This is a genomic window from Paenibacillus sp. MAH-35 (assembly GCF_058135425.1).
In genome coordinates this window covers 1-20747 of the sequence record NZ_JBYUPU010000044.1, presented here as the reverse complement: position 1 = coordinate 20747, position 20747 = coordinate 1, and the positions used below count along the sequence as shown (strand labels likewise).

The following is a 20747-nucleotide window of genomic DNA, read 5'->3' as shown; positions in this document are numbered from 1 at the left end:
AAAGAAACGTACGCTTCTTCGGTTACGTCATGTCCTAAGTCCTGTTGTGCATCAGTCACTGCTGTCGTGTCGGATTATAGGTCGCCGGTTTTCGGTTAAGGGGTTGTAGGTTTTTAATGGGTTTAAGGTTTTGGTTTTTGGTTTTTGGTTTCAGATGGAATAAAGGTTGGTTTATGGGATTAAATGGGTTTTTGATTTAGAGTTATTGGTTTAAGGTTTTAGGTTTTTGGTTTAGGTTTATGGGTTTTGGTTTTTGGTTTTGGTTTTTGGTTTTGGTTTTTGGTTTAGAGTTTTTGTTTGGGTTATAGGTTATTGGTTTTTGGTTTCAATGGTTTAGGTTGTATTAGTTTATAAATGGGTAACAGGTGTTGTGACAAACAGGGTTAACGTTGAAAAAAATATTCGGCCGTGCGTGTACAACGTTTTGCCGTCCATGAGGACGGGCCGGTTCGACATCCGGTACAAAGGTTCTCGGGGACGGGTGGGCTGCTTCCAACGGCCGTTTCGAAGCGGGACCGCCCGGTGAGACGAAGGGACCGGATGACCTCACCTCTTTGGCCCGGATGGGCCGGATAGCGAAGAAATCATCCTATCAAAAACTACACTAAGAATCATAACACGAATTTTGCGATCCTTCAAGTAAATGTCAATTATTTTCAGAAAACATCAGTCCCCTAGAACGATATGGAAGTGTGCGCGTTAGCCGGATAAACCTTCACAAAAAATACACGAACATAGAATGAGATCGTCTCATTGAATGTTCGTGTATGTGGACAAAGCTATTTTATTTCATAGCGGAAAAAGCGCGGTCGGCCGCTTCGATGGTAGCGTCGATATCCGCTTCCGTATGGGCGGTCGTCAAAAACCAGGCTTCGTATTTCGACGGGGCGAGACAGATGCCTTGATTCAACATCAGCCGGAAAAACAAGGCGAATTGTTCTCCGTCCGTCTGCTGCGCATCCTCGTAATTGCGGACCGGATGATCGCAGAAATGAGTGGAGAAAGCGCCGCCGATCCGGTTAATCGTCAGCGGTATGCCGTGCCTGAGAGCGCCGTCTGCGATACCGGCAGCCAGCTTCTCCGACAAGGCGCTCATCCGCTCGTATACGCCCGGCTGGCGAAGCGTTTCCAGACAGGCGATGCCGGCGGCAATGGAGGCGGGGTTGCCAGCCATCGTCCCTGCCTGGTAGGCGGGGCCAAGCGGAGCGACCCGCTCCATAATGTCGCGGCGTCCGCCGTAAGCGCCGATCGGCAGGCCGCCGCCGATAATTTTGCCCATGGCGGTCAGGTCGGGCTCGATAGCGGCGTGATCGGGGAAGTGTCCCCCCGCATACGTCTGGGCCGCTCCGTAATGCAGCCGGAAGGCGACGATCACTTCGTCGTAGATGACGAGAGCGCCGTGAGCCCGCGTCAGCCTGCACAAGCCTTCCAGGAAGCCGGACTCCGGCATGACCATCCCGAAATTGCCGACGATCGGCTCCACCATAACGGCGGCCACTTCGTCGCCCCAGCGTTCGAGGGCCGCCTCCAGCGCCGGCAGATCGTTATAGGGAACGGTGATGACTTCCTTCGCGATGCTGACCGGTATGCCGGCACTGTCGGGAATGCCGAGCGTCGAAGGGCCGGAGCCTGCGGCGACGAGGACGAGATCGGAATGGCCGTGATAGCAGCCGGCGAATTTAATGATTTTATCCCGTCCGGTGTATGCCCGGGCGACGCGGATCGTCGTCATGACCGCCTCCGTCCCCGAGTTGACGAAGCGGACTTTGTCCATAGAAGGAACGGCTTCTTTCAGCATCCGGGCGAACGTAATCTCCAGTTCGGTCGGAGTGCCGTACAACGTGCCGTTTGCAGCCGCTGTACAGATCGCCTCGGTTACATGAGGATGCGCATGTCCGAGGATGATCGGACCATAAGCGGCCAAATAATCGATGTAGCGGTTGCCGTCGACGTCCCAGAAGTAAGCTCCTTGCGCCCGCTGCATAAAGACAGGCGCCCCGCCGCCCACCGCCTTGAACGATCGGGAAGGACTGTTTACCCCGCCGACGATATGTCGTTGTGCCTCTTCGTACAGCTGTGCGGATTGTTTCCGGTCTGGTTGCTGGATCATACTCATTTGCAATATCATCTCCTATATGAATTCAAACCGAATTCGCTGCAGAGCCGTAAGGAGGGGGTGGCTGCTGCTTCTGAATCGCGTTTTGGATGGAAGCAGGTGTGGATCTTTCGGGAATCATCTTGCTGCAGTCTCATTGTACCTGTTGCCCAACAAAAAATCACTACAGCCGTTGCCGGCTGTAGTGAGTGTTATTGCCATTCGTCAAAGTGTACTAAAACTAGAACGGTTCCAAAGTTTCTAAGAGCTGGTGCCGGTTTTCGGCGTGGTCGAGGACGATCCGCCGGAAGTGCCGCCACCTGTTGAGCCGCTGCTTGCCGGCGAACCTCCAGCAGATCCGTTCGTACCGCCGCCGGTTCCTTGGGACGGCTTCTGCGGAATGCCGTTACCGGTACCGTCGGGAATGATCGTAATATCGATCGGTTTTTCCGGTTTCGTGCCGCTTGGCGTACTGCCTGAGCCGGTTTTGCCTTCCCCGGCGTCCGGCTTATTGCCCGTGCCCGGCGCGCCTGTCGAGGTGGAGTCGTCCGGCTTCTTGGCGCCGTTCGTAGTGCCGGAGCCTGCCGTTCCGGTGTCGGGCTTCACCGCGGATGAACCGGAAGTGCTGCCGGACGCGGTACCCGGCTTCGTGCTTCCGGTGCTGCTCGGCGGTTTGGTGGAGCTTGTCCCGGTCCCCGTCGTGCTGCTGCCGCCCGAAGCCCCGGTCTTCGTCCCGCCGGACGTCGCGCCCGAGCTGGTGCCGGACTTGTCGCTGCCGCCTGCGGTTACGCCGCTGCTGCTTGACGAAGATCCGCTTCTTGCGGGAGTGCCGCCGCCGTTCGTGCTCGAAGCAGAGCCCGATCCGTTCCGCTCCGGCTCAGTTCCTTCCGTTTCGGTATCGTCGGAAGAGGAGGTGCGCTCCAGCTGGTTTTTGACGAACTGATGCAGCTTCTGCTTGTTGACTGTAATAACGGAAGCGCCCCCGATATTGTCCTCCTGCAGCAGGTTCAGCGGAGGGATTTGCTGGCTGTTGATGCCCTGGGCTTTGACTTCAAATCCGAGCGAACCGAGCTTGATCATATCGGTAATGGATATGTTGGTCGTGATGTAAGGATCGATTTTGTTCAAAATGCTCGGCAGACGCAAGATCGAAGAAGTTGTCTGAAGCTCCTCGGCGACGGCCGTCATGAATTTGCGCTGGCGTTCGGTCCGCGAATAGTCAGACATCGCGTCATGACGGAAGCGCACGTACTGGAGGGCGGTTTTGCCGTCCATATGCTGAAGCCCTTTTTTCAAATTAATGTCGAATTCGGGCTCTTCCGAATCGCGGTACTTCATATCCTTCTCGACTTCGAGCTCGATTCCGCCGATGGCGTCTACAAGCGCCATAAAGCCCTGGAAGTCGGTGTAAACGTAATATTGGATCGACAGGCCGAGCAGGTCGCCTACCGTCTTCATCGCCAGATTCGGGCCGCCGTTAGCGAGAGCGGCGTTGATTCTATCATCGCCATGTCCGGGTATTTTCACGTAAGTATCGCGAAGGATGGAGAATAAATTCGCTTGTTTGGTTACCGGATCGACGGAGACCACCATGATCGTATCGGATCGGGGCACCTCGTTTTTGGAAAGCCCGCGGGCGTCGGCCCCGAGCAGCAAAATGTTGACCCGCTCCTTGCCCTCCCATTTCGGCGGAGCCTCTTCCTTCTGGCTCGTCGGCTGAGGTTTGAACTGAGAGAAAAGCGGATCATCCTGCTTTTCCTGAATATGATTGCCGAATTGGTATAAAGAATATCCATAATAGCCGACGACGCATAGGATGACCGCCGTGAGGGACAACGCGATCCATTTCACCTTTCTCCACATGCTTCCAACTCCTTTAGACCCGGTTCGACTTTTCCTTCTGGCGCTGTTTTCGTGTATCATAAAATTCGGGATCGTTCAACAAAATTAATGTATCCAAAATGTGCGGCAATATCATCAAGCGCCTACTCCATTATACGTGCCGGGGAATAACCGTCGCAACCCCGAGCCTTGACGGATGCGGAATTTCAATGGACCGGCCGGCGACCAGCAGCCAAAAGTTGGCTTGGCATCAACGGAATCCGGGCCCGGGCACGTTGGCGGAGCTTGTCGTTTGCACTCGTTTCATGTAGGAGGAATCATAATGACAGACGCGTCTATCGCGATAAAAGTTCAAAATCTGCGCAAACAATTTCGCGTTCAGAAAAACCGGGAAGGACTAAAAGGCGCGCTCCGCGACCTATTCAAGCGCGAATATACGGAGGTTGCCGCGGTCAAGGATATCAGTTTCACGATCCCGAAAGGGGAAATATGCGGCTATATCGGCGAGAACGGGGCGGGCAAATCGACCACGATCAAAATGCTGACAGGCATACTCGTTCCGACCTCCGGCGATCTCGAGGTGGGCGGATATGTCCCGTACAAGGAACGGGAGAAGTTCGTCCGGCGGATCGGCGTCGTATTCGGGCAGCGAAGCCAGCTGTGGTGGGATATCGGCGTCGTCGAGTCGTTCCAGCTGCTGCGCAAAGTGTACCGGGTGCCCGAAGCGGAATACCGGCAGCGGCTGGGCGAGCTGACGGACCGGCTGCAGCTCGGCGATCTGCTCCATCGTCCCGTCCGCAAGCTGAGTCTGGGACAACGGATGCGCTGCGAGCTGGCGGCTTCCCTGCTTCACAACCCGGATATTTTGTTTCTGGACGAGCCGACGATCGGACTCGATATTGTCGTGAAGACGGAAATTCGCGAATTTCTTAAACAGATGAACCGTCAGTACGGCACGACGATTTTGCTCACGACGCATGACCTGCAGGATATTGAAGCGTTATGTACGCGCGTCATTATGCTGGACGACGGCAACATTATTTATGATGGCAATCTCGAAGAGCTGAAGACACGTTGGGGCAAAGGCCGGGAAATTACGTTCCGTCTGCACGAGCCGGTCTCGCTGGATACGCTGAACGGATTGACCGAAGGGCTCGGCGTAACGTGGAGCAAAGAAAATGAGCTTGCGGCTAGTGTATGGGTGCCGTTCGAAGCGGCCCCCGTCTCGGTGGTGCTCAGCCGGGTAGTCGGAGCGGTCGAAGTCGGGGATGTGAGTATCCTCGAGCCGAACACGGACGATATCGTACGGGAGATTTACAAGTCCGGTTCGGCGGAAGCGCGGAGCGATTCGCCAGCGCCCGAGCGGTCCGGGCCGGACCCGGACAAGCGGGATGGGAACGGCGAATCCGGCGATGGCGGACACCGTGGCGGCGTGGAAGAGCCGGAAGCAGGTGCCGGGCCGGCGTCTGACGCTGCGAACGGAGACGGAGACAACGGCGGTGCAGAGCCGCAGACAGCCGTTCCGGCAGGGTCGAAGGGAGCGGGCCGCCTTGCTTAATACGTATGTATACGTCATCCGAATCCGCTTCATGATGATGCTGGCTTATCGCGTGAACTATTACAGCGGTATCCTTATTTATGCGCTTAATATCGGAGCGTATTACTTCTTATGGAAAGCGATCTACGGCTCCAGCGAGACGCTGGGCGGCATGACCGTGACGCAGATGACGACGTATGTCGCGGTTTCGTGGATGGCGCGGGCGTTTTATTTCAACAATCTGGATCGCGAGATCGCTACGGAGATCCGTGACGGGAGCGTCGCAGTCCAATTTATCCGGCCCTATAACTATCTGGTCGTCAAAATGATGCAGGGCTTCGGGGAAGGCTTGTTCCGCCTGCTGCTGTTTTCGGTGCCGGGCATGATCATCGCTTCGCTGCTGTTCCCGGTCCAGCTTCCGAAGGAGCCGGCTGTTTGGGTCGTGTTTATGATCATGATGTTTTTCAGCTTTTTGATCAATTCGCAGATTAATATGCTGACCGGGCTGTTCGCCTTTTTCGTGGAGAACAACGAAGGCATGATGCGGATGAAGCGGGTTGCGGTCGATCTGTTCTCCGGTCTGATCATTCCAGTATCGCTGTTCCCCGGTTTTATGGCCAGGGTGCTTGAATGGCTTCCGTTTCAGGCGATTACGTATTTGCCGGGTTCGGTATTTACCGGCAGCGTCACCGGAGCCGCCGTGTACCAGGCGATGTTCGTGCAGTTCGTCTGGTTTGTCGTCTTAATCGTTCCGATCTGGTGGATGTGGCGGAAAGCGCGCAGCCGCCTGTTTGTCCAAGGGGGGTGAAGGAATGTTTTACGCTTCGTTATTTATCGATTATTTCAAAGATTACTTGAAACGGAGGCTGACCTACCGGACGGACTTTCTGATCGAGATCGTCTCGGACTTGCTGTTTCAAGGGATGAACCTCATTTTCATTCTTGTCGTATTCCTTCATACCCCGCTGCTGGGCGGGTGGTCTCAAGAGCAGGTTGTGTTTATATACGGATATTTTATGGTGCCGTACGGGATATTCAGTTGCTTCTTCAACTTGTGGGGGTTTACCGAGCGGTATATCGTAAAGGGCGAGATGGACCGTATTCTGACGCGTCCCGCCTATAATTTATGGCAGATTGTACTGGAAAATCTCGATCCCGCCTCATTGTCCGGTACTGTCGTCGGTTTGTTCATTATGGGGTATGCGGGGGCGCAGTTGGACTTGTCCATCGCGTGGTACGATCCGATGATGTTCGTGCTGTTTACAGCCGGGGCGATTATGATTTATGGGGGAGTGTACATCTCCCTGACGTCGGTCTCGTTTTTCTCGGACGCGCCGACGGGCATTTTGCCGCTGATGTGGAACATTCAGAACTACGGAAGGTATCCGGTCAATATTTATAACAAAACGATCAAGTTCGTGCTGACGTTCGTCACCCCGTTCGCTTTCGTCGGCTTTTACCCGGCGGCTTATTTCCTGGACCGGGAAGGCTGGGGCTGGATCGCGCTGTGGACGCCTGTCGTCGGCATCGTATTTTTGACGATCGGCTTATCGCTTTGGAATTTCGGCGTGAAGCGGTACCGGGGAGCCGGATCTTGAGCCGCGGAAAAGCCAGAGGCTTCGAATCTGCGAAGACGGGTTCGAATCGGGTCGGGATTAAAAAGAAAGTAGAGAGAGGGATCGGAGATGTCGCTTTTACAGATCGGACAACCGGCGCCGGACTTCAAGCTTCCGGCCTCGACCGGCAAATCTATATCGCTGAGCCAATTCGCCGGCAAAAAAGTCGTGCTGTTTTTTTACCCCCAGGACATGACCCCCACCTGCACGGCGGAAGCGTGCGAATTCCGCGACGGGATCGGCAAGTTCCGCAGACACGGCGCGGTTGTGCTGGGCATTAGCCCGGACCCGGTGAATCGGCATTTGAAATTTGCGGAGCAATACGGGCTGCCTTATCCGCTGCTGGCCGACGAGGAGCTGGAAGTGTGCAAGCTGTACGACGTATGGAAGCTGAAGAAGCTGTACGGCCGCGAATATATGGGAGTGCAGCGTTCGACGTTTCTGATCGACCGGGAAGGCAAGCTGGCCCACGAATGGCGCAACGTGCGGATCAAGGGGCATGTGGAAGCGGTGCTGGCGGCGGTGAAAGGGCTGGAGTAGATTTTCGTTGATCTTTGCGGTTGACTCGGCAGGTTCTTTTGTAAAAAATATTTTACCGAATAGGGAATGGAGGAGTTTCCTTCCCTGGCGATTGAGATCGTATACTCACGTCCGATGCGTAACGAATCGTAGGGTGCTTATCGCTGCAAACCGACGGTATTCCAGACGTAACGAATCCGGGGATCGTTATTGAACCCAAAGTGAAGAACAAACGATCCGATTTGCGGAAATAACGATACGAGAGTTCGTTACAAGTTCAAAGGCTCGCATTCGGCTCTGATAACGATTGCTGGGTTCGTTAGCGATACCACCGCACCGCAAAAAGACAACACGACCTGAAGGCGAGCGGCTGGAGTGAAGGAAGGGGGGATCCATTTCCTTCCACGCGTTAGCGTATCGGTTTGTACGTGAAAGGACCGTCCGGACGCTTTTCCGGACGGTTTTTTATGCGCAAAGGGTGCCGCTTCACCTTGAACAGGCTCATTGATAAAAACGTCTCCATAAAGTGTTACTTCGCATCCGATCCGCCTCAGGTCATACTCCTGGCGTTTCTACCATATACTCTAGCAGCGCGAAAAATCGCAATAGGCATGTACGGAGGGGACCGGGATGGAGAGACGGATGATGGCGGACGGGAAGCATTTTGGCTGGAAAACGGTACTGCAATGGATGGGGCTGCTGCTGGCGGTCTCGCTGCTTGCGCTGCCGCTGCTTGAAGTCCGCGCTTCGGCGGAAGATTCGGCTCCATCCGACTCGGAGAAGGCGTTATACAACCGGCTGAAGGCCGGACAAAGGCAGGCTGCAGAGCGGGAATACGCAACCCCGGAGCGGCCTACCGTTTATTTAACATTTGATGACGGTCCGAGCGCCCATACGCCGGAAGTTCTTAATATCTTACAGCAGGAACAGGTGAGCGCAACGTTTTTCGTGCTTGGCGAATCGGCCAAGGCAAGACCGGAGCTGGTGAAGCGGATTGTACAGGACGGGCATGCGATCGGCAATCATACATACAACCACGTGTACGCCGATCTGTATGGAAGCTTCGGCACGTTCTGGGATCAGGTCCGGCAGACGGATGCGGTGCTGGAGGAGAGGGCGGGGGTGAGCACGCGCCTGCTGCGTGCTCCGGGAGGCACGAGCATGAATTTTGACGCTGCCTATTTTTACGTATTGGAGCAAGCGGGCTACCATATCTTCGATTGGAACGTGGACAGCGGCGACTCGCGGCGTAAAGGGGTGCCGGCTTCCGAGATCGTGGCCAATTCCACGAATGTAACGTTGCGTCACGAGATGACCGTCCTGCTGCATGACGGGTCCGGACACGCCGAGACGGTGAAGGCGCTGCCTGCGATTATCCGCTATTACAAAGAGCAAGGCTACTCGTTCGCGTCACTTTCGCCCGAGGTGAAGCCGGTTCAGTTTGCGGTCAGCAAGCCGAAGTGGAACCGGAGTGGTGGCACCTTTGCCGAATATAACGATTGGATCGCTGCCGCTAAGGAACGGTCGGCCGTCTGGCCGGTTCAGGAGGAGCCGAATGCCCGGCAAGCGTTGGCGCACGCTGAAGAGGAGGCGGAAAAAAGCGTCGTGCTTTCCGTTGCCGGAGCGAACGCAACGTCTGAGCAGGCGGCTCCGCCGCTGACGCTCCGGATCGGGACGTCTATGCTCTCTTTGGAAGGAAACGACTACTCGCTTCAGTCCGACCGGTTGTACGTTCCGCTGCGTGCGCTTGTGGAATCATCCGGAGGCCTTGTCGAATGGGAAGCGGACAGCCGCAAAGCGACCGCCCGGTATGGTATGTACCAGGTCGTCTATGATTTGCCGGATCGGTCCGTCACCGTTATCGCTCCCGGCAAAGAGCCGAGAAAGCTGGTGCTGCCCGGTATGCAATTAAAGGATAACCGGCTGATCGTCCCGCTTCGCTCCGCGGTCGAGCTGCTGGGCGGAGAAGTGAGCGATTATTCGTTTCTGGCGGACAGCCGCGAGGTAACGGTGAACATGCGGGACGGATACGGGTTGGCAGCGGCGCCGAAGCATCTGGACCTGGAGTGGCGGAACTTTATCTATTTGGCGGACGGACCGAAATCTCCGAAATTTTAATAGAAGCAAGTCTAAATTGGTAGAACGAAGGGAAAACTGAAACTATCGATAAGATAGGGAGGTTTTCCACATGCAGCTAGGACGCGGCGCTCCTTCGCCGTTCGATCGGCCCCACCCCTTCATAGAGCGGATCGTCCATCAAGTAGAGAAGGCGATCGTCGGCAAGCGCGAAAGCATCGAAGCGGTTGTCATCGCCTTTTTGTGCGGAGGACATATATTGCTCGAGGATGTGCCGGGAGTCGGCAAGACGATGCTCGTCCGCGCGATGGCCAAGACGGTGGGAGCTTCGTTTAAACGGATTCAATGCACGCCCGACCTGCTTCCGTCCGATGTGACCGGCGTGTCGGTATATAACCAGCGGAGCGGGGAATTTGAATTTCGCCCCGGGCCAGTGATGGCGAACGTCGTGCTGGCGGATGAGATGAACCGCGCGTCTCCGAAGACGCAGTCCGCTCTGCTTGAAGCGATGGAAGAAAAACAGCTGACCGTCGACGGCGAAACTTGCCTGCTGCCGGAGCCGTTTATGCTGCTCGCTACGCAAAATCCGGTGGAGCACGAAGGAACGTATCCGCTGCCGGAAGCTCAACTGGACCGGTTTCTGCTGAAGATCAGGCTGGGTTACCCGGAGGAACGGCACGAGGTGGAGCTGCTCGGACGGCTGCAGGAGCGTCATCCCCTGGACGAGGTCAAGGCGGTGCTGCTGGTCGAGGAGTGGATTCGGCTTCAACAGGAAGTCCGGCAAATTTTGGTAGATGAGACGCTGAAGCAGTACATCGTCCGGCTGACGTCCGCTACCCGCACGCACCCCGACGTGGCGCTCGGCGCCAGCCCCCGGGCGTCGTATGCGCTGATGCGCGCCGCGCAGGCGAAGGCGTTCTGCAACGGGCGTTCTTATGCGGTGCCGGACGACATCAAGGCTATGGCGCTGCCCGTCATCGCTCACCGGCTCGCGCTTCAGCCGGACGCCCGTTATACGGGCAAAACGGCGGATACTATCGTCAGACAGCTGATCGCAACGATTCCCGTTCCGACGGTTCAGGCGGATTCGGGGAGGACGTCATGAGAAGCTGGAGCTGGGGGAATTTTGCGGCTGTAGCCGGGTTATGCTTAGGTTCTTACGGGTTATATGCATGGAGAGGCGGCTACTCCTCTTCCTTCCTCCTGTATGGAACGGCGGCGCTGCTAATCCTGGCGCTGCTGCCCGTAAGTCTCGGAATGAGAGGACTGCGGGTGGAGCGGACTATCGAGCAGAGCCGTTACTTTGCCGGAGAAGACGTTCCAGTGACGGTTACGATTCGCCGGGGGACCGTCTTTCCGGCCGGTTGGATCGTAGTGACCGACGTGTGGACGGACGGAAGGGAGGAATACCGCCACAGCCGGCTGCTGTTTCCCGGCTTTCGCGGTATTGTTCGTTATCGGTACAAGCTGAGCCGTGCCGCCCGCGGGCAGTACCGGTTTTTCCGCACGGACGTTCATGCCGGGGATTGGATCGGACTGCTTCGCAGGCGTCTTTCTTTTGCAGGGGAGACCGGGATTGCGGTTTATCCGAAGCCGCTACATCTGGATCAATACGGCAAAAGGACGTTCGCAGAATCGGACAACCCGGTTGCGCTGCCGTGGATGAAGCCGAGCCAATCGGCGGTGATGACCGGCATACGCGGATATGTGGCCGGAGACCCGCAACGAACGATTCATTGGAAGGCGACCGCCCGCAGCGGGTCATTGATGACGAAATCATCCGATCCTACGGATTCCGGCCGTCTACTGGTCGTATTGGACCGTTCCTCTGACGTCTATGTAGGAAAAGAAGGCGCCGAACGGTTCGAAGCTTGTGTCCGGGTGGCTGCGGGCTTGGCGGAGCAGGCTGTGCGGCAGCGCCTGCAGATCGGTTTGTATGCGGGCCGCCATCCGGATCAGGCGTTTCCCCTGGCTCTTACACCGGGGCTGGCGGGCATGTATGAGCTGTTGAGCCGGGTCAAGGCGGACGAGTCCGTCTCGGCGGCGGACCTGATATTGCAGGAAGCGGCGGGCTGGCCTGCGGAGTGCCCGGTTGCTCTCGTCACCGCGGCAGCGGACGAATCGATCGTCCGTGCAGCGCGGATATTGCGTTCGTGCCGGCGCAGACTCGACGTATGGCTTGTCCATACCGGCACGGATATGCCGAACCGTTACCGTCCATGGGTACAGGAGCTGGAGACGGCCGGGTGCCGCGTATACGCCGTAGCCTTGGTGCGTTCGCATTGGCGCGAAGCGGGAGGTGCCGAAGATGTCATCGCCTGAACGGTCGTATATTCGCGAAGGTGTTGCTTCGGCGCTGTTGTTTGCGCTGCTGCTCGAATGGCTGCGTCCTTTGCTGGACATGTCGGAATGGAGCGGCGTGTACCGGATCAGTCCGTTTTTGCTGGCGTTCGGTTTGTTTCTGGCCGTCGATTGGCTGCGGCTGTCTCCTTGGATCGGATGGCCGCTCAGAATGATCGTTTGTGTCGGCATCGTCGGTTTTTTGTTTGACAGTCCCGGGTTTCCGGGGGTGGGGTGGCTGATCCACCATGCGGGGCTGACGATGCAGGATGCGGCGGCGCTTGCGGACGGAGAATTTGCCTATTTCAGTCCGGAAAACCGGACGATGCTGTTTCTGATCGGCTGGTCGATGATGATCAGCGTCATATACGCCTCGGTCGTGGAGCGGCAGCATGCGTTGTGGTTCGTGGCCGCTACGCTGCTGTATCTGCTCGGGCTCCAGCTGTGGCCCGGCGTGAATACGGCCAATGCGGTTATCCGCACCGTCTGGTTCGGCTTTTTGCTGATGGGGCTGCTGCAGTTTTCCCGGCTGGTCAGCCGATTCGAGCTGCGGCATCGTCCGAGCGGCTGGCCTGCGCGCTGGCTGGCGGTCGTTCCGCTGCTGCTTGCGGCTGTCGTGGCAGTCGGCTTATGGCTTCCGCCGGAGGCAAGCACTGGCGTCATGAAGCCGCTGGATTCCAGCGGTCTGGCCGACCGACTCGCCTCTTGGGCGAATGGCGGAACTGGAGCGGCTGCTTCCGTGGCGGCCGGGACATCCGGACCAGCCAGAACGGGATACGGCGAAGATGACTCGGTTCTGGGAGGACCGGTACGCCCGGACGACTCGGTCGCTTTTTATGCCCGGACGGAGAAGCTGACTTATTGGCGGGGAGAGGCCAAGACGCTGTATACGGGCCAAGGCTGGGAGAAGGGAGCAGCGGCTTCGGAAGCGGCAGCTTTATCGGCAGCGGACAGCGGATGGAGGGCAGCTCCGATCGTGCAGGAAGTGACGCTTGTCGATGCGGCGCTCGCCGGGAGATTGTTCGCCGGAGGGACGATCGTAGAGATCGAGCGGCTCGTGGCCCGGAGCGGGCGCAATCTCGCTCCCTTGGATGTAATTGAGAGGGGCGGCGCCTATACAAGCGCTTGGTCCGCCTCAGATCCTTTGTTGTCATACCGGGTGAAGGTGGCGGTGCCTCCGAAGGGCGGCGGGACATCCGACACTGTTGCTGTTCGTGCCTCAGTTCCGGATAACAGCTGGACTGTGACCATGGCGCCTTCCGAGGCATGGACGGTAACCGCGGCCGTTCATCAGCCTGCGGAGCTGGCCCCGATCCCGGTGCTCCCGGAACCGGCTGCAGCGGAGGCGGCAGAGGCGGCGGACGGCGAGGCTGATGCCGCAGCAGAGAGCGCCCGACGATCCGAGTCGCTGCGGGACCGGGAGACGTTCCGCGCGGAGCTGCAGCTTCCGCCGGGACTGCCGGACCGGGTATACGCGCTTGCCGATGCGCTCACAGCCGGACTGACCGGTGATGCGGAGCGGGCGCAAGCGATAGAATCGTTTTTGCAGGAAAATTATACGTACCGGATGGACGTTCCGAAACTGCCGAAGACGGCGGCGGATTTTGCGGATACGTTTTTGTTCGAGACGAAGGAAGGTTATTGCGACTACTTCTCAACCTCGATGGCCGTGCTGATCCGGGCGGTGGGCATTCCGGCGCGATGGGTAAAAGGATTTACGTCCGGTCAGGTGACCGGAACCGGAGCGGGCGGGATGCTGGACGTTACGGTGCTGAACCGGAACGCCCACTCGTGGGTTGAGGCGTATATTCCGGGCAGCGGGTGGACCGTGTTCGACCCGACGCCGGCCGGCCCCGACTCGGCCCTGGCAGAGAGCGCAGCCGCCGTCCAGGCGTCCGCTCTGCCATCAGCGGCGGGGGCCGCCGATGGCGATGCGCCGCTGATGCAGCGGCTGCAGCAGCGGATGGCCGAAGCCGGACAATGGCTGTCCGGCTTCGGAAGACAGGGCGCCGGCGGCAGCGATACGCTTTCCGCCGGCATGAAGTGGACCGCGGCGGCGCTGATCGCGCTTCTGCTGCCGCTGCTGATTATGCTCGTCCGGATCGTCCGGCGGAGCCCGTCGATCCGGAACGGCCCGGGCTACCCTTCCGCGGGTGCCTATACGAGCAGAAGAGCGTCCTCCTTCCGGCCGTTCGACAAGCTGTGGATCAGGCTGTTCGGCCGGCTCGGACGCAAGAAGCCGGAGCACACCGTCCGCGAATACGTCGAATCATTGCCGCTGTCCGAGGTTGGACAACGCGAGGCGCTGCTCGATTTCGTGAAGCGGTACGAAGCGGTCCGCTACGGAGCCGCCCCGGTTCCGCGGACGACCGCACGCGGCTTGAAGGAGCTATGGCGGCGAATTACGCGCGGGAAGGAATAGCCGACCAAATGAATAGATTACGGTCGCACATCGGAGATCTGATCATATAGGTTTTGCCGGCTCGATGTGCTGACGAAATGGACTTCCTCGATTATTAGATGAAATCAATCATCTGATAATTGGAGGGAGTCTTTTTATTAAGCTTACACACCCCTCGATCTCATTAAGGATTGCCCGATTGTTTGAGCTGCTCATATTTGGCAAACTGCAATATTGCTTTTTGAACAAGCTCTTATATATAATTAACTCTAAATGAAAACGAATGAAAACGAAAAGCGTTAACGCTTTTGAGGGGGCCTATATGAGCAAGCCGAGTGAAATGATCGTCGTGCTGGACTTCGGAGGACAATACAATCAGCTTATCGCGCGCCGTATTCGCGATATGGGCGTTTACAGCGAGCTTCTGCCTTACAACACAACGGTGGAGAAAATCCGCGAGCTGTCGCCGAAAGGAATCGTGTTCTCCGGCGGACCGGCCAGCGTGTACGAGGAAAACTCGCCGAAGGTCGATCCGGGCATCTATGAGCTGGGACTTCCGGTTCTGGGGATCTGCTACGGCATGCAGCTGATGGCGTTCCAACTGAACGGCAAGGTGGACAAATCGACGAAGCGGGAGTATGGCAAAGCCGATGTCGTATTCCAGGCAAGCAGCAGCCTGATCAAAGGGCTGGAGAGCAAGCAAACCGTCTGGATGAGCCACGGGGACCACGTCTCCGCGCTTCCTGAAGGATTCGTTGTGGATGCGAGCACGGAGCACGCTCCGGTTGCGGCGATGAGCCATCCGGACAAAAAGTTTTTTGCCGTCCAGTTCCATCCCGAGGTGCGTCATTCCGTCTATGGCAACGAGATGATCCGCAACTTCCTGTTTGACGTGTGCGGCTGCGAAGGCAACTGGAGCATGGAGACGTTTATTGAAGATACGATCCGCGAAATCCGGGACCAGGTCGGCGACAGCAAAGTGCTGTGCGCGCTGAGCGGCGGCGTCGATTCGTCTGTTGTAGCCATTTTGCTCCACAAGGCGATCGGGCCGCAGCTGACTTGCATGTTTATCGACCACGGACTGCTCCGCAAAGGGGAAGCCGAAGGCGTTATGGAGACGTTCGTCGGCAAGTTCGATATGAAAGTCGTCAAGATCGACGCGCGCGACCGGTTTATGTCCAAGCTGAAAGGCGTCGACGATCCGGAGCAGAAGCGTAAAATTATCGGCAACGAGTTTATTTATGTGTTCCAGGAAGAGTCGGCGAAGTTTGACGACTTCGAATTTTTGGCTCAAGGAACGCTGTATACAGATATTATCGAAAGCGGCACCGCTACGGCGCAAACGATCAAGTCGCACCACAACGTCGGGGGCTTGCCGGAAGACATCAAGTTCAAGCTGGTCGAGCCGCTCAAAGCGTTGTTCAAGGACGAAGTCCGCAAAGTAGGCGAGGAGTGCGGCCTGCCGGAGGCAATCGTATGGCGCCAGCCGTTCCCGGGACCGGGGCTCGCGATCCGCGTGCTCGGCGAAGTGACCGAGGAGAAGCTGCACATCGTCCGCGAATCCGACGCCATCCTGCGCGATGAAATCGCTAAGGCGGGACTCGATCGCGAGATCTGGCAATATTTCACGGCATTGCCGAATATGAAAAGCGTCGGCGTCATGGGTGACGGCCGTACGTATTCGCACACCGTCGGCATCCGCGCCGTTACGTCCATCGACGGTATGACCGCCGACTGGGCGCGTATTCCGTGGGACGTACTGGAGAAAATCTCTGTGCGCATCGTCAACGAAGTCGAGAACGTCAACCGCGTCGTGTACGACATTACGTCCAAGCCTCCCGCTACGATCGAGTGGGAGTAAGAAGGCGACATCAAGCCGCTGGAGCGATAAGCTTCGGCGGTTTTCTTTTTTGTATTCAAAATGATGAAGCACTCCACCATGTTAAAGCGGCGAGGGGTCATCTCCCTATTCGAGTTAGCAAGGGTCGTAAGTCGTTTATCGTGGATGGGCGGCCGTTCGGACCTTCTGCCATGCTTCAAGCAGAGGAGGAACCGAATAGGAGCGGTTTGTACCCGTTATTTTGCGGGCTCCATTGGATCGTCTGTTAGATAAGGAAGATTTGTGGATCAAGGAGGTGCATTCGTGCCTGTGAACAAAGCTAAAATAGGGACGCTGCTGATAACCGCGACGATGATATTGCTCCTGACGGGCGGCACCGTCCATCACTCCCAATCGGCTCACCACTCGGCGGCTGCGAACCGGGACGGAGTCGCAGAAGATGCCCCTCAGCTCGAGAACCGGAAACGGGCCGCCAAACTCGAACGATATTTCATGCTCCAGACTGCTTTTGAAGCCGAGAATGCGATATTTGAAGTAATGCCTACCCAAACCGTGCAACAAATCGAAGAAAGTATGGAGCAGGGCCGTAAAGTAAAGGAAATCGGCCGGGAGCTCGGTTGGCTGGAGAGAGAGGTTGATCCCGATTATCCGAGACGAGAGCTGGAGAACAGATTAAAAGGAGCGAAAGCGGTTATCGCCGACGGACAAAAGCTGCTGCTCCACTATAAGAAAAGAAACGATCCGCAGTACGAAGCCTTCCTTCAATTGAACGCATACAAGTCGGAACGGCTGGCCCAGTTGGAGAAAGAGGCCGAGGAGCAGTCCAAAGCAATCCCGGAGCTTCTAAAGGAGCTGGAGGAACTGATGAAGATGACCGAATTGAAACTGGCTGTCTAGCCACACGCGAAGGGACACAAGAGGCCGTTTCAAAAACGTACGTATAGGAGCTGCCGGACCGGTAGCTTTTTCTTTTGTTTACGGATCAGCGAACTTGCGAGTTCTGCTGCTGCAAAGTATGCGTATGTTTGATACAGGATTTAGGATGCGAAATCAGCCGGATTCGTTTATAGTAAGAGGGGATCGACCGATTCGGAGAAAGGGTGTTACCGTTTGAGGGTCACGGTTAAAGATATAGCGAAAATTGCCGGAGTGACGCAGCCTACCGTGTCGAAGGCGCTGAACAACGAGCCGGGTGTCAGTGAACAAACAAGAATGCGTATTCTTACAATCGCTAAGGAATTGAACTACGTCCCCAATCTCGCGGCAAAACGGCTGGTACAGCGCAAGTCGGACTGCATCGGGCTGGTATGGCCAAGTGCGGGCGGGCTGTTTCATTTTCGTCTCTCGCAAGAGATCCAGAAGGAAGTAACGAGGCGGGGGTACACGTTTCTGATCTCGGTAGCCGACCCTGCGGTAGCCGTGCATACGTTTAACGACCACTTCGTTGACCGCATCTTGTTCTGGGAAGGTCCGGGATGGGTGCCCAGTCTCGATTTTATAAAGGAGAAGGAATCGTTTCAGGGGAAAATGGTTGTAATGGGCGGCGCCAAACTGGAGGGAGCTCACCGGATTCAGATCGATCGGCAGAGAGGCTTCTATAAAGCGATGAAGCATCTGGCCGAGCTGGGGCACCGCAAAGTGTCGTATATCGGATATTTGAACGACAAATACTCCGGATTCATGCAAGGTATGGTAGAATTCCGCATGGAGCATCACCCGGATTACTTCATTCGCCGCGATGAGCGAAGCGGATTGGAGTCGGAGGCGGCACTGCTCGCCATGCTGACCCGGCCCAAGGAAGAACGGGTGACGGCGGTTATCGTAGACAGTCAGGGCACGTTATTCCGGGTGCAAAGGTGTTTCCGTCAGCTCGGGATTCGGATACCGGAGGACATGTCTTTGATTTCGTACGATAATATACCGGAGATGACGACGCTGCTGGAAGTGCCTTTAACCGTTATTGGTCCAAGCATCGAGCATATGGTCAGGACCGCGCTCGATATGCTGATCGGCGATGACGATACCCGGCATCCGGTCAAAGGCGGCGAGACCGAGCAAGAGCAGCTGAACGAAGACGGGACTTTCTTCTGGCAGAACGTCGTGGTGGAGCCCGAGCTTGTGATTCGTCAGTCGACGCAGCCGGTTGCGGGATCGTGAGCGGAAGGAAAGGGCCTGAAATCCGATGCAAATACAATGAAAACGCATACTTCCCGAACGAAGTTGCAAATAGTCAAATTCAATGTTCGGATTTGTATTGACAACGTTCGACAGTACGCATTAGAATATGTTTGAATAACATACTGTTTTCGTATAATCTCAAGAATTGGCTTGAGAGTTTCTACGAGGTCACCGTAAATGATCTGGCTACGAAACAGGGAAGCAAAGCAGGATGGCCGCGACCTTTCGCACCGGACCGGTCATGGATGCATAACGCTTCCCTGGGAGTGGAAACCTAGACATTGTGCCTGGAGCCGTCTAAGGTTTTTTTGTTTTTCCGCAACCGTGCGGCACTCCCGACGTGCGTTTTTGTTATTCCAAGTAAATATTATTTAGGAGGAATAGTAAAAAAATGGATCGTTATTTTAGGTTGAAGGAGAACGGGACCACGGTCCGAACCGAGATTATCGCCGGTTTGACCACTTTCATGACGATGGCTTACATTCTATTCGTCAACACGCTGTTCTTGGGTGAAAATGGTGCGGGAATTCCGAACGAAGGCGTCTTCTTCGCTACGGCGGTCGGCGCAGGATTGGTTACGCTTGCGATGGGGCTGTTCGTCAACATTCCGGTGGCGCTCGCTCCGGGGATGGGCTTGAACGCTTACTTCATGACAGTCGTATTGACTTCTAACGGTGCAATTACTTGGCAAACCGCGCTGGGCGCCGTATTCCTGTCGGGTATTGTATTTATCATTTTGACGGTTACCAAAGTGCGCCAAATGCTCCTCAGAGCCGTTCCGCACAACCTGAAAATTGCTATTACGGTTGGGATCGGGTTGTTCATTACGATTATCGGGGCGAAACTGGCCAACATTATGATGGTCAGCGTAAATCCGGGCACCGACGTGAATGCGACACCGGTATTGAACTCGAACCAGTTTAATATCGTAATGGGCGATTTTATACATAATAAAGATACGGGGCTTGCGCTCATTGCGCTGATCCTGATTGCCGTTCTTATGGTTTTGCGGGTAAAAGGCGCGCTGCTGATCGGTATCGTCGCAGCGACCCTTATCGGGATTCCGATGGGCGTAACGAACATAAGCGGCCTGTCCGGCGCGAGCTGGCTGCCGTCCTTCGACAACCTGGCCGTAGGCAAGCTCGATATTATGGGAGCTTTCGGCGTAGGGATTATCGAGATCATCCTGATCTTTACGTTCGTTGAATTGTTCGATACGTTCGGCACGCTGGTTGGTACGGCGAGCCGCGCGGGGATTTTGAAGGATAAAGAAAAAGGCGAGAAGAAAGTCGGTAAAGCGATGCTCGTAGACGCTGCAGGTGTAAGTACGGGCGCATTGCTGGGAACAAGCACGATTACGGCATATGTGGAGAGCGCGAGCGGTGTCGCTGAAGGCGGACGTACCGGTCTGACCGCTGTAACTACAGGCGTATTGTTCATTCTGGCGTTGTTTATCGCTCCGCTTGCCCTGATCGTTCCGTCTGCTGCTACGGCTCCGGCGCTGATTATCGTCGGCGTACTGATGATGTCGCAAGTGAAAGAGATCGAGTGGGACAATTTCTTCGAAGCTTTCCCTGCGTTTTTGACGATCGTTATGATGCCGTTCACGAACAGCATCGCCAACGGGATTTCGTTCGGTGTCGTTTCCTACACCCTGCTTGCCATTATCAGCAATCTCGTTTTCCCGAAAAGACGGGTTCCGGTTCACTGGCTGCTGTGGGTCATCAGCATATTGATCGTCATTCGTTATATGTTCCTTGGGGTACACTGATTGTATATAGGAGAGAGGCGCCGGCTGCGTGTCGGCGTTTCTTTTTTGTTTGGAACGGTCCTTGTTGAATCATTTATAAAAAAAGTTCAATTTTTGTTTGCATATCGTGGCGAAATTTGTTATATTAAAACTCGCCGCTTCAAACGGCAGCCATTCGGTAAAAATTGCAAAGCAAAAAAAGACTTGCAATGATAACCCCGGATGTGGTACATTAAGAAAGTCGCCGCTTGAAACCTTGTCTTAAAGGAAACAATGCAGCGGCAAGCAAGACAAGCTTTTGCTCCTTGAAAACTGAACAACGAGCGTGCAAGTGACGATCTCGCAAGAGATCAAAACGAGTCGAGCAATCGACACAAGTCAGTACGTTTGAGCAATCAGCTCTAACAATAGCCGGTCTTCGGACAGGCACCTTATTGGAGAGTTTGATCCTGGCTCAGGACGAACGCTGGCGGCGTGCCTAATACATGCAAGTCGAGCGAGTCCTTCGGGGCTAGCGGCGGACGGGTGAGTAACACGTAGGCAACCTGCCTGT

13 protein-coding genes, 1 rRNA gene, 1 pseudogene and 1 riboswitch are annotated in these 20747 nt (G+C 56.0%); of the genes and pseudogenes, 13 read left to right on the top strand and 2 right to left on the bottom strand.

Features of this window, described 5'->3' with window-relative positions:
* Positions 1 to 784: 784 nt before the first annotated feature.
* Entirely contained in the window at positions 785 to 2116 is a 1332-nt protein-coding gene (locus tag AC3Y2E_RS29195; RefSeq protein ID WP_379216753.1) for a glutamate-1-semialdehyde 2,1-aminomutase, read from the bottom strand.
* An 852-nt stretch (positions 2117 to 2968) separates the two neighbouring features.
* Positions 2969 to 3958: pseudogene (locus AC3Y2E_RS29190) on the bottom strand (LCP family protein); the annotation flags it as partial.
* 301 nt (positions 3959 to 4259) lie between these two features.
* On the opposite strand from AC3Y2E_RS29190, the gene AC3Y2E_RS29185 reads away from it, so the two are divergent.
* From AC3Y2E_RS29185 to AC3Y2E_RS29125, 13 genes are all read left to right on the top strand, one after another.
* Positions 4260 to 5495 carry an ABC transporter ATP-binding protein gene (locus AC3Y2E_RS29185; protein ID WP_190931455.1) on the top strand — a complete coding sequence of 412 codons (1236 nt, stop codon included), beginning with the start codon at positions 4260 to 4262 and terminating at the stop codon, positions 5493 to 5495.
* Positions 5496 to 5526: 31 nt separating this feature from the next.
* The gene (locus AC3Y2E_RS29180; RefSeq protein WP_379216802.1) at positions 5527 to 6282 is read left to right on the top strand and encodes an ABC transporter permease; all 756 of its coding nucleotides are present in this window, start codon (positions 5527 to 5529) and stop codon (positions 6280 to 6282) included.
* Positions 6283 to 6286: 4 nt separating this feature from the next.
* A complete protein-coding gene (locus AC3Y2E_RS29175; RefSeq protein ID WP_190931453.1) occupies positions 6287 to 7072 on the top strand; it encodes an ABC transporter permease in 786 nt (261 codons plus the stop codon).
* Between the two features lie 87 nt (positions 7073 to 7159).
* A complete protein-coding gene (gene bcp, locus AC3Y2E_RS29170; protein ID WP_190931452.1) occupies positions 7160 to 7630 on the top strand; it encodes a thioredoxin-dependent thiol peroxidase in 471 nt (156 codons plus the stop codon).
* 609 nt (positions 7631 to 8239) lie between these two features.
* Positions 8240 to 9727 (top strand): polysaccharide deacetylase family protein, encoded by a 1488-nt coding sequence (locus tag AC3Y2E_RS29165; protein ID WP_379216750.1) that lies wholly within the window; start codon positions 8240 to 8242, stop codon positions 9725 to 9727.
* A 70-nt stretch (positions 9728 to 9797) separates the two neighbouring features.
* Positions 9798 to 10790, top strand: a complete 993-nt coding sequence (locus tag AC3Y2E_RS29160; protein WP_379216748.1) for an AAA family ATPase — start codon at positions 9798 to 9800, stop codon at positions 10788 to 10790.
* A complete protein-coding gene (locus AC3Y2E_RS29155; RefSeq protein ID WP_379216746.1) occupies positions 10787 to 12007 on the top strand; it encodes a DUF58 domain-containing protein in 1221 nt (406 codons plus the stop codon). The genes AC3Y2E_RS29160 and AC3Y2E_RS29155 overlap by 4 nt, the downstream gene beginning before the upstream one ends.
* Positions 11994 to 14447: a DUF4129 domain-containing transglutaminase family protein gene (locus AC3Y2E_RS29150; RefSeq protein ID WP_379216744.1), complete on the top strand. Its 2454-nt coding sequence runs from the start codon at positions 11994 to 11996 to the stop codon at positions 14445 to 14447. The genes AC3Y2E_RS29155 and AC3Y2E_RS29150 overlap by 14 nt, the downstream gene beginning before the upstream one ends.
* Before the next feature lie 301 nt (positions 14448 to 14748).
* The gene (gene guaA / locus AC3Y2E_RS29145) at positions 14749 to 16287 is read left to right on the top strand and encodes a glutamine-hydrolyzing GMP synthase (RefSeq protein ID WP_379216742.1); all 1539 of its coding nucleotides are present in this window, start codon (positions 14749 to 14751) and stop codon (positions 16285 to 16287) included.
* 282 nt (positions 16288 to 16569) lie between these two features.
* Positions 16570 to 17163 (top strand): hypothetical protein, encoded by a 594-nt coding sequence (locus AC3Y2E_RS29140; protein ID WP_379216740.1) that lies wholly within the window; start codon positions 16570 to 16572, stop codon positions 17161 to 17163.
* Positions 17164 to 17376: 213 nt separating this feature from the next.
* Positions 17377 to 18423, top strand: a complete 1047-nt coding sequence (locus tag AC3Y2E_RS29135; RefSeq protein ID WP_379216738.1) for a LacI family DNA-binding transcriptional regulator — start codon at positions 17377 to 17379, stop codon at positions 18421 to 18423.
* Positions 18424 to 18552: 129 nt separating this feature from the next.
* Positions 18553 to 18653, top strand: a riboswitch (purine riboswitch).
* A gap of 182 nt (positions 18654 to 18835) precedes the next feature.
* Positions 18836 to 20215 carry an NCS2 family permease gene (locus tag AC3Y2E_RS29130; RefSeq protein ID WP_379216736.1) on the top strand — a complete coding sequence of 460 codons (1380 nt, stop codon included), beginning with the start codon at positions 18836 to 18838 and terminating at the stop codon, positions 20213 to 20215.
* A 410-nt stretch (positions 20216 to 20625) separates the two neighbouring features.
* Positions 20626 to 20747: ribosomal RNA gene (locus AC3Y2E_RS29125) — 16S ribosomal RNA — on the top strand; the annotation flags it as partial.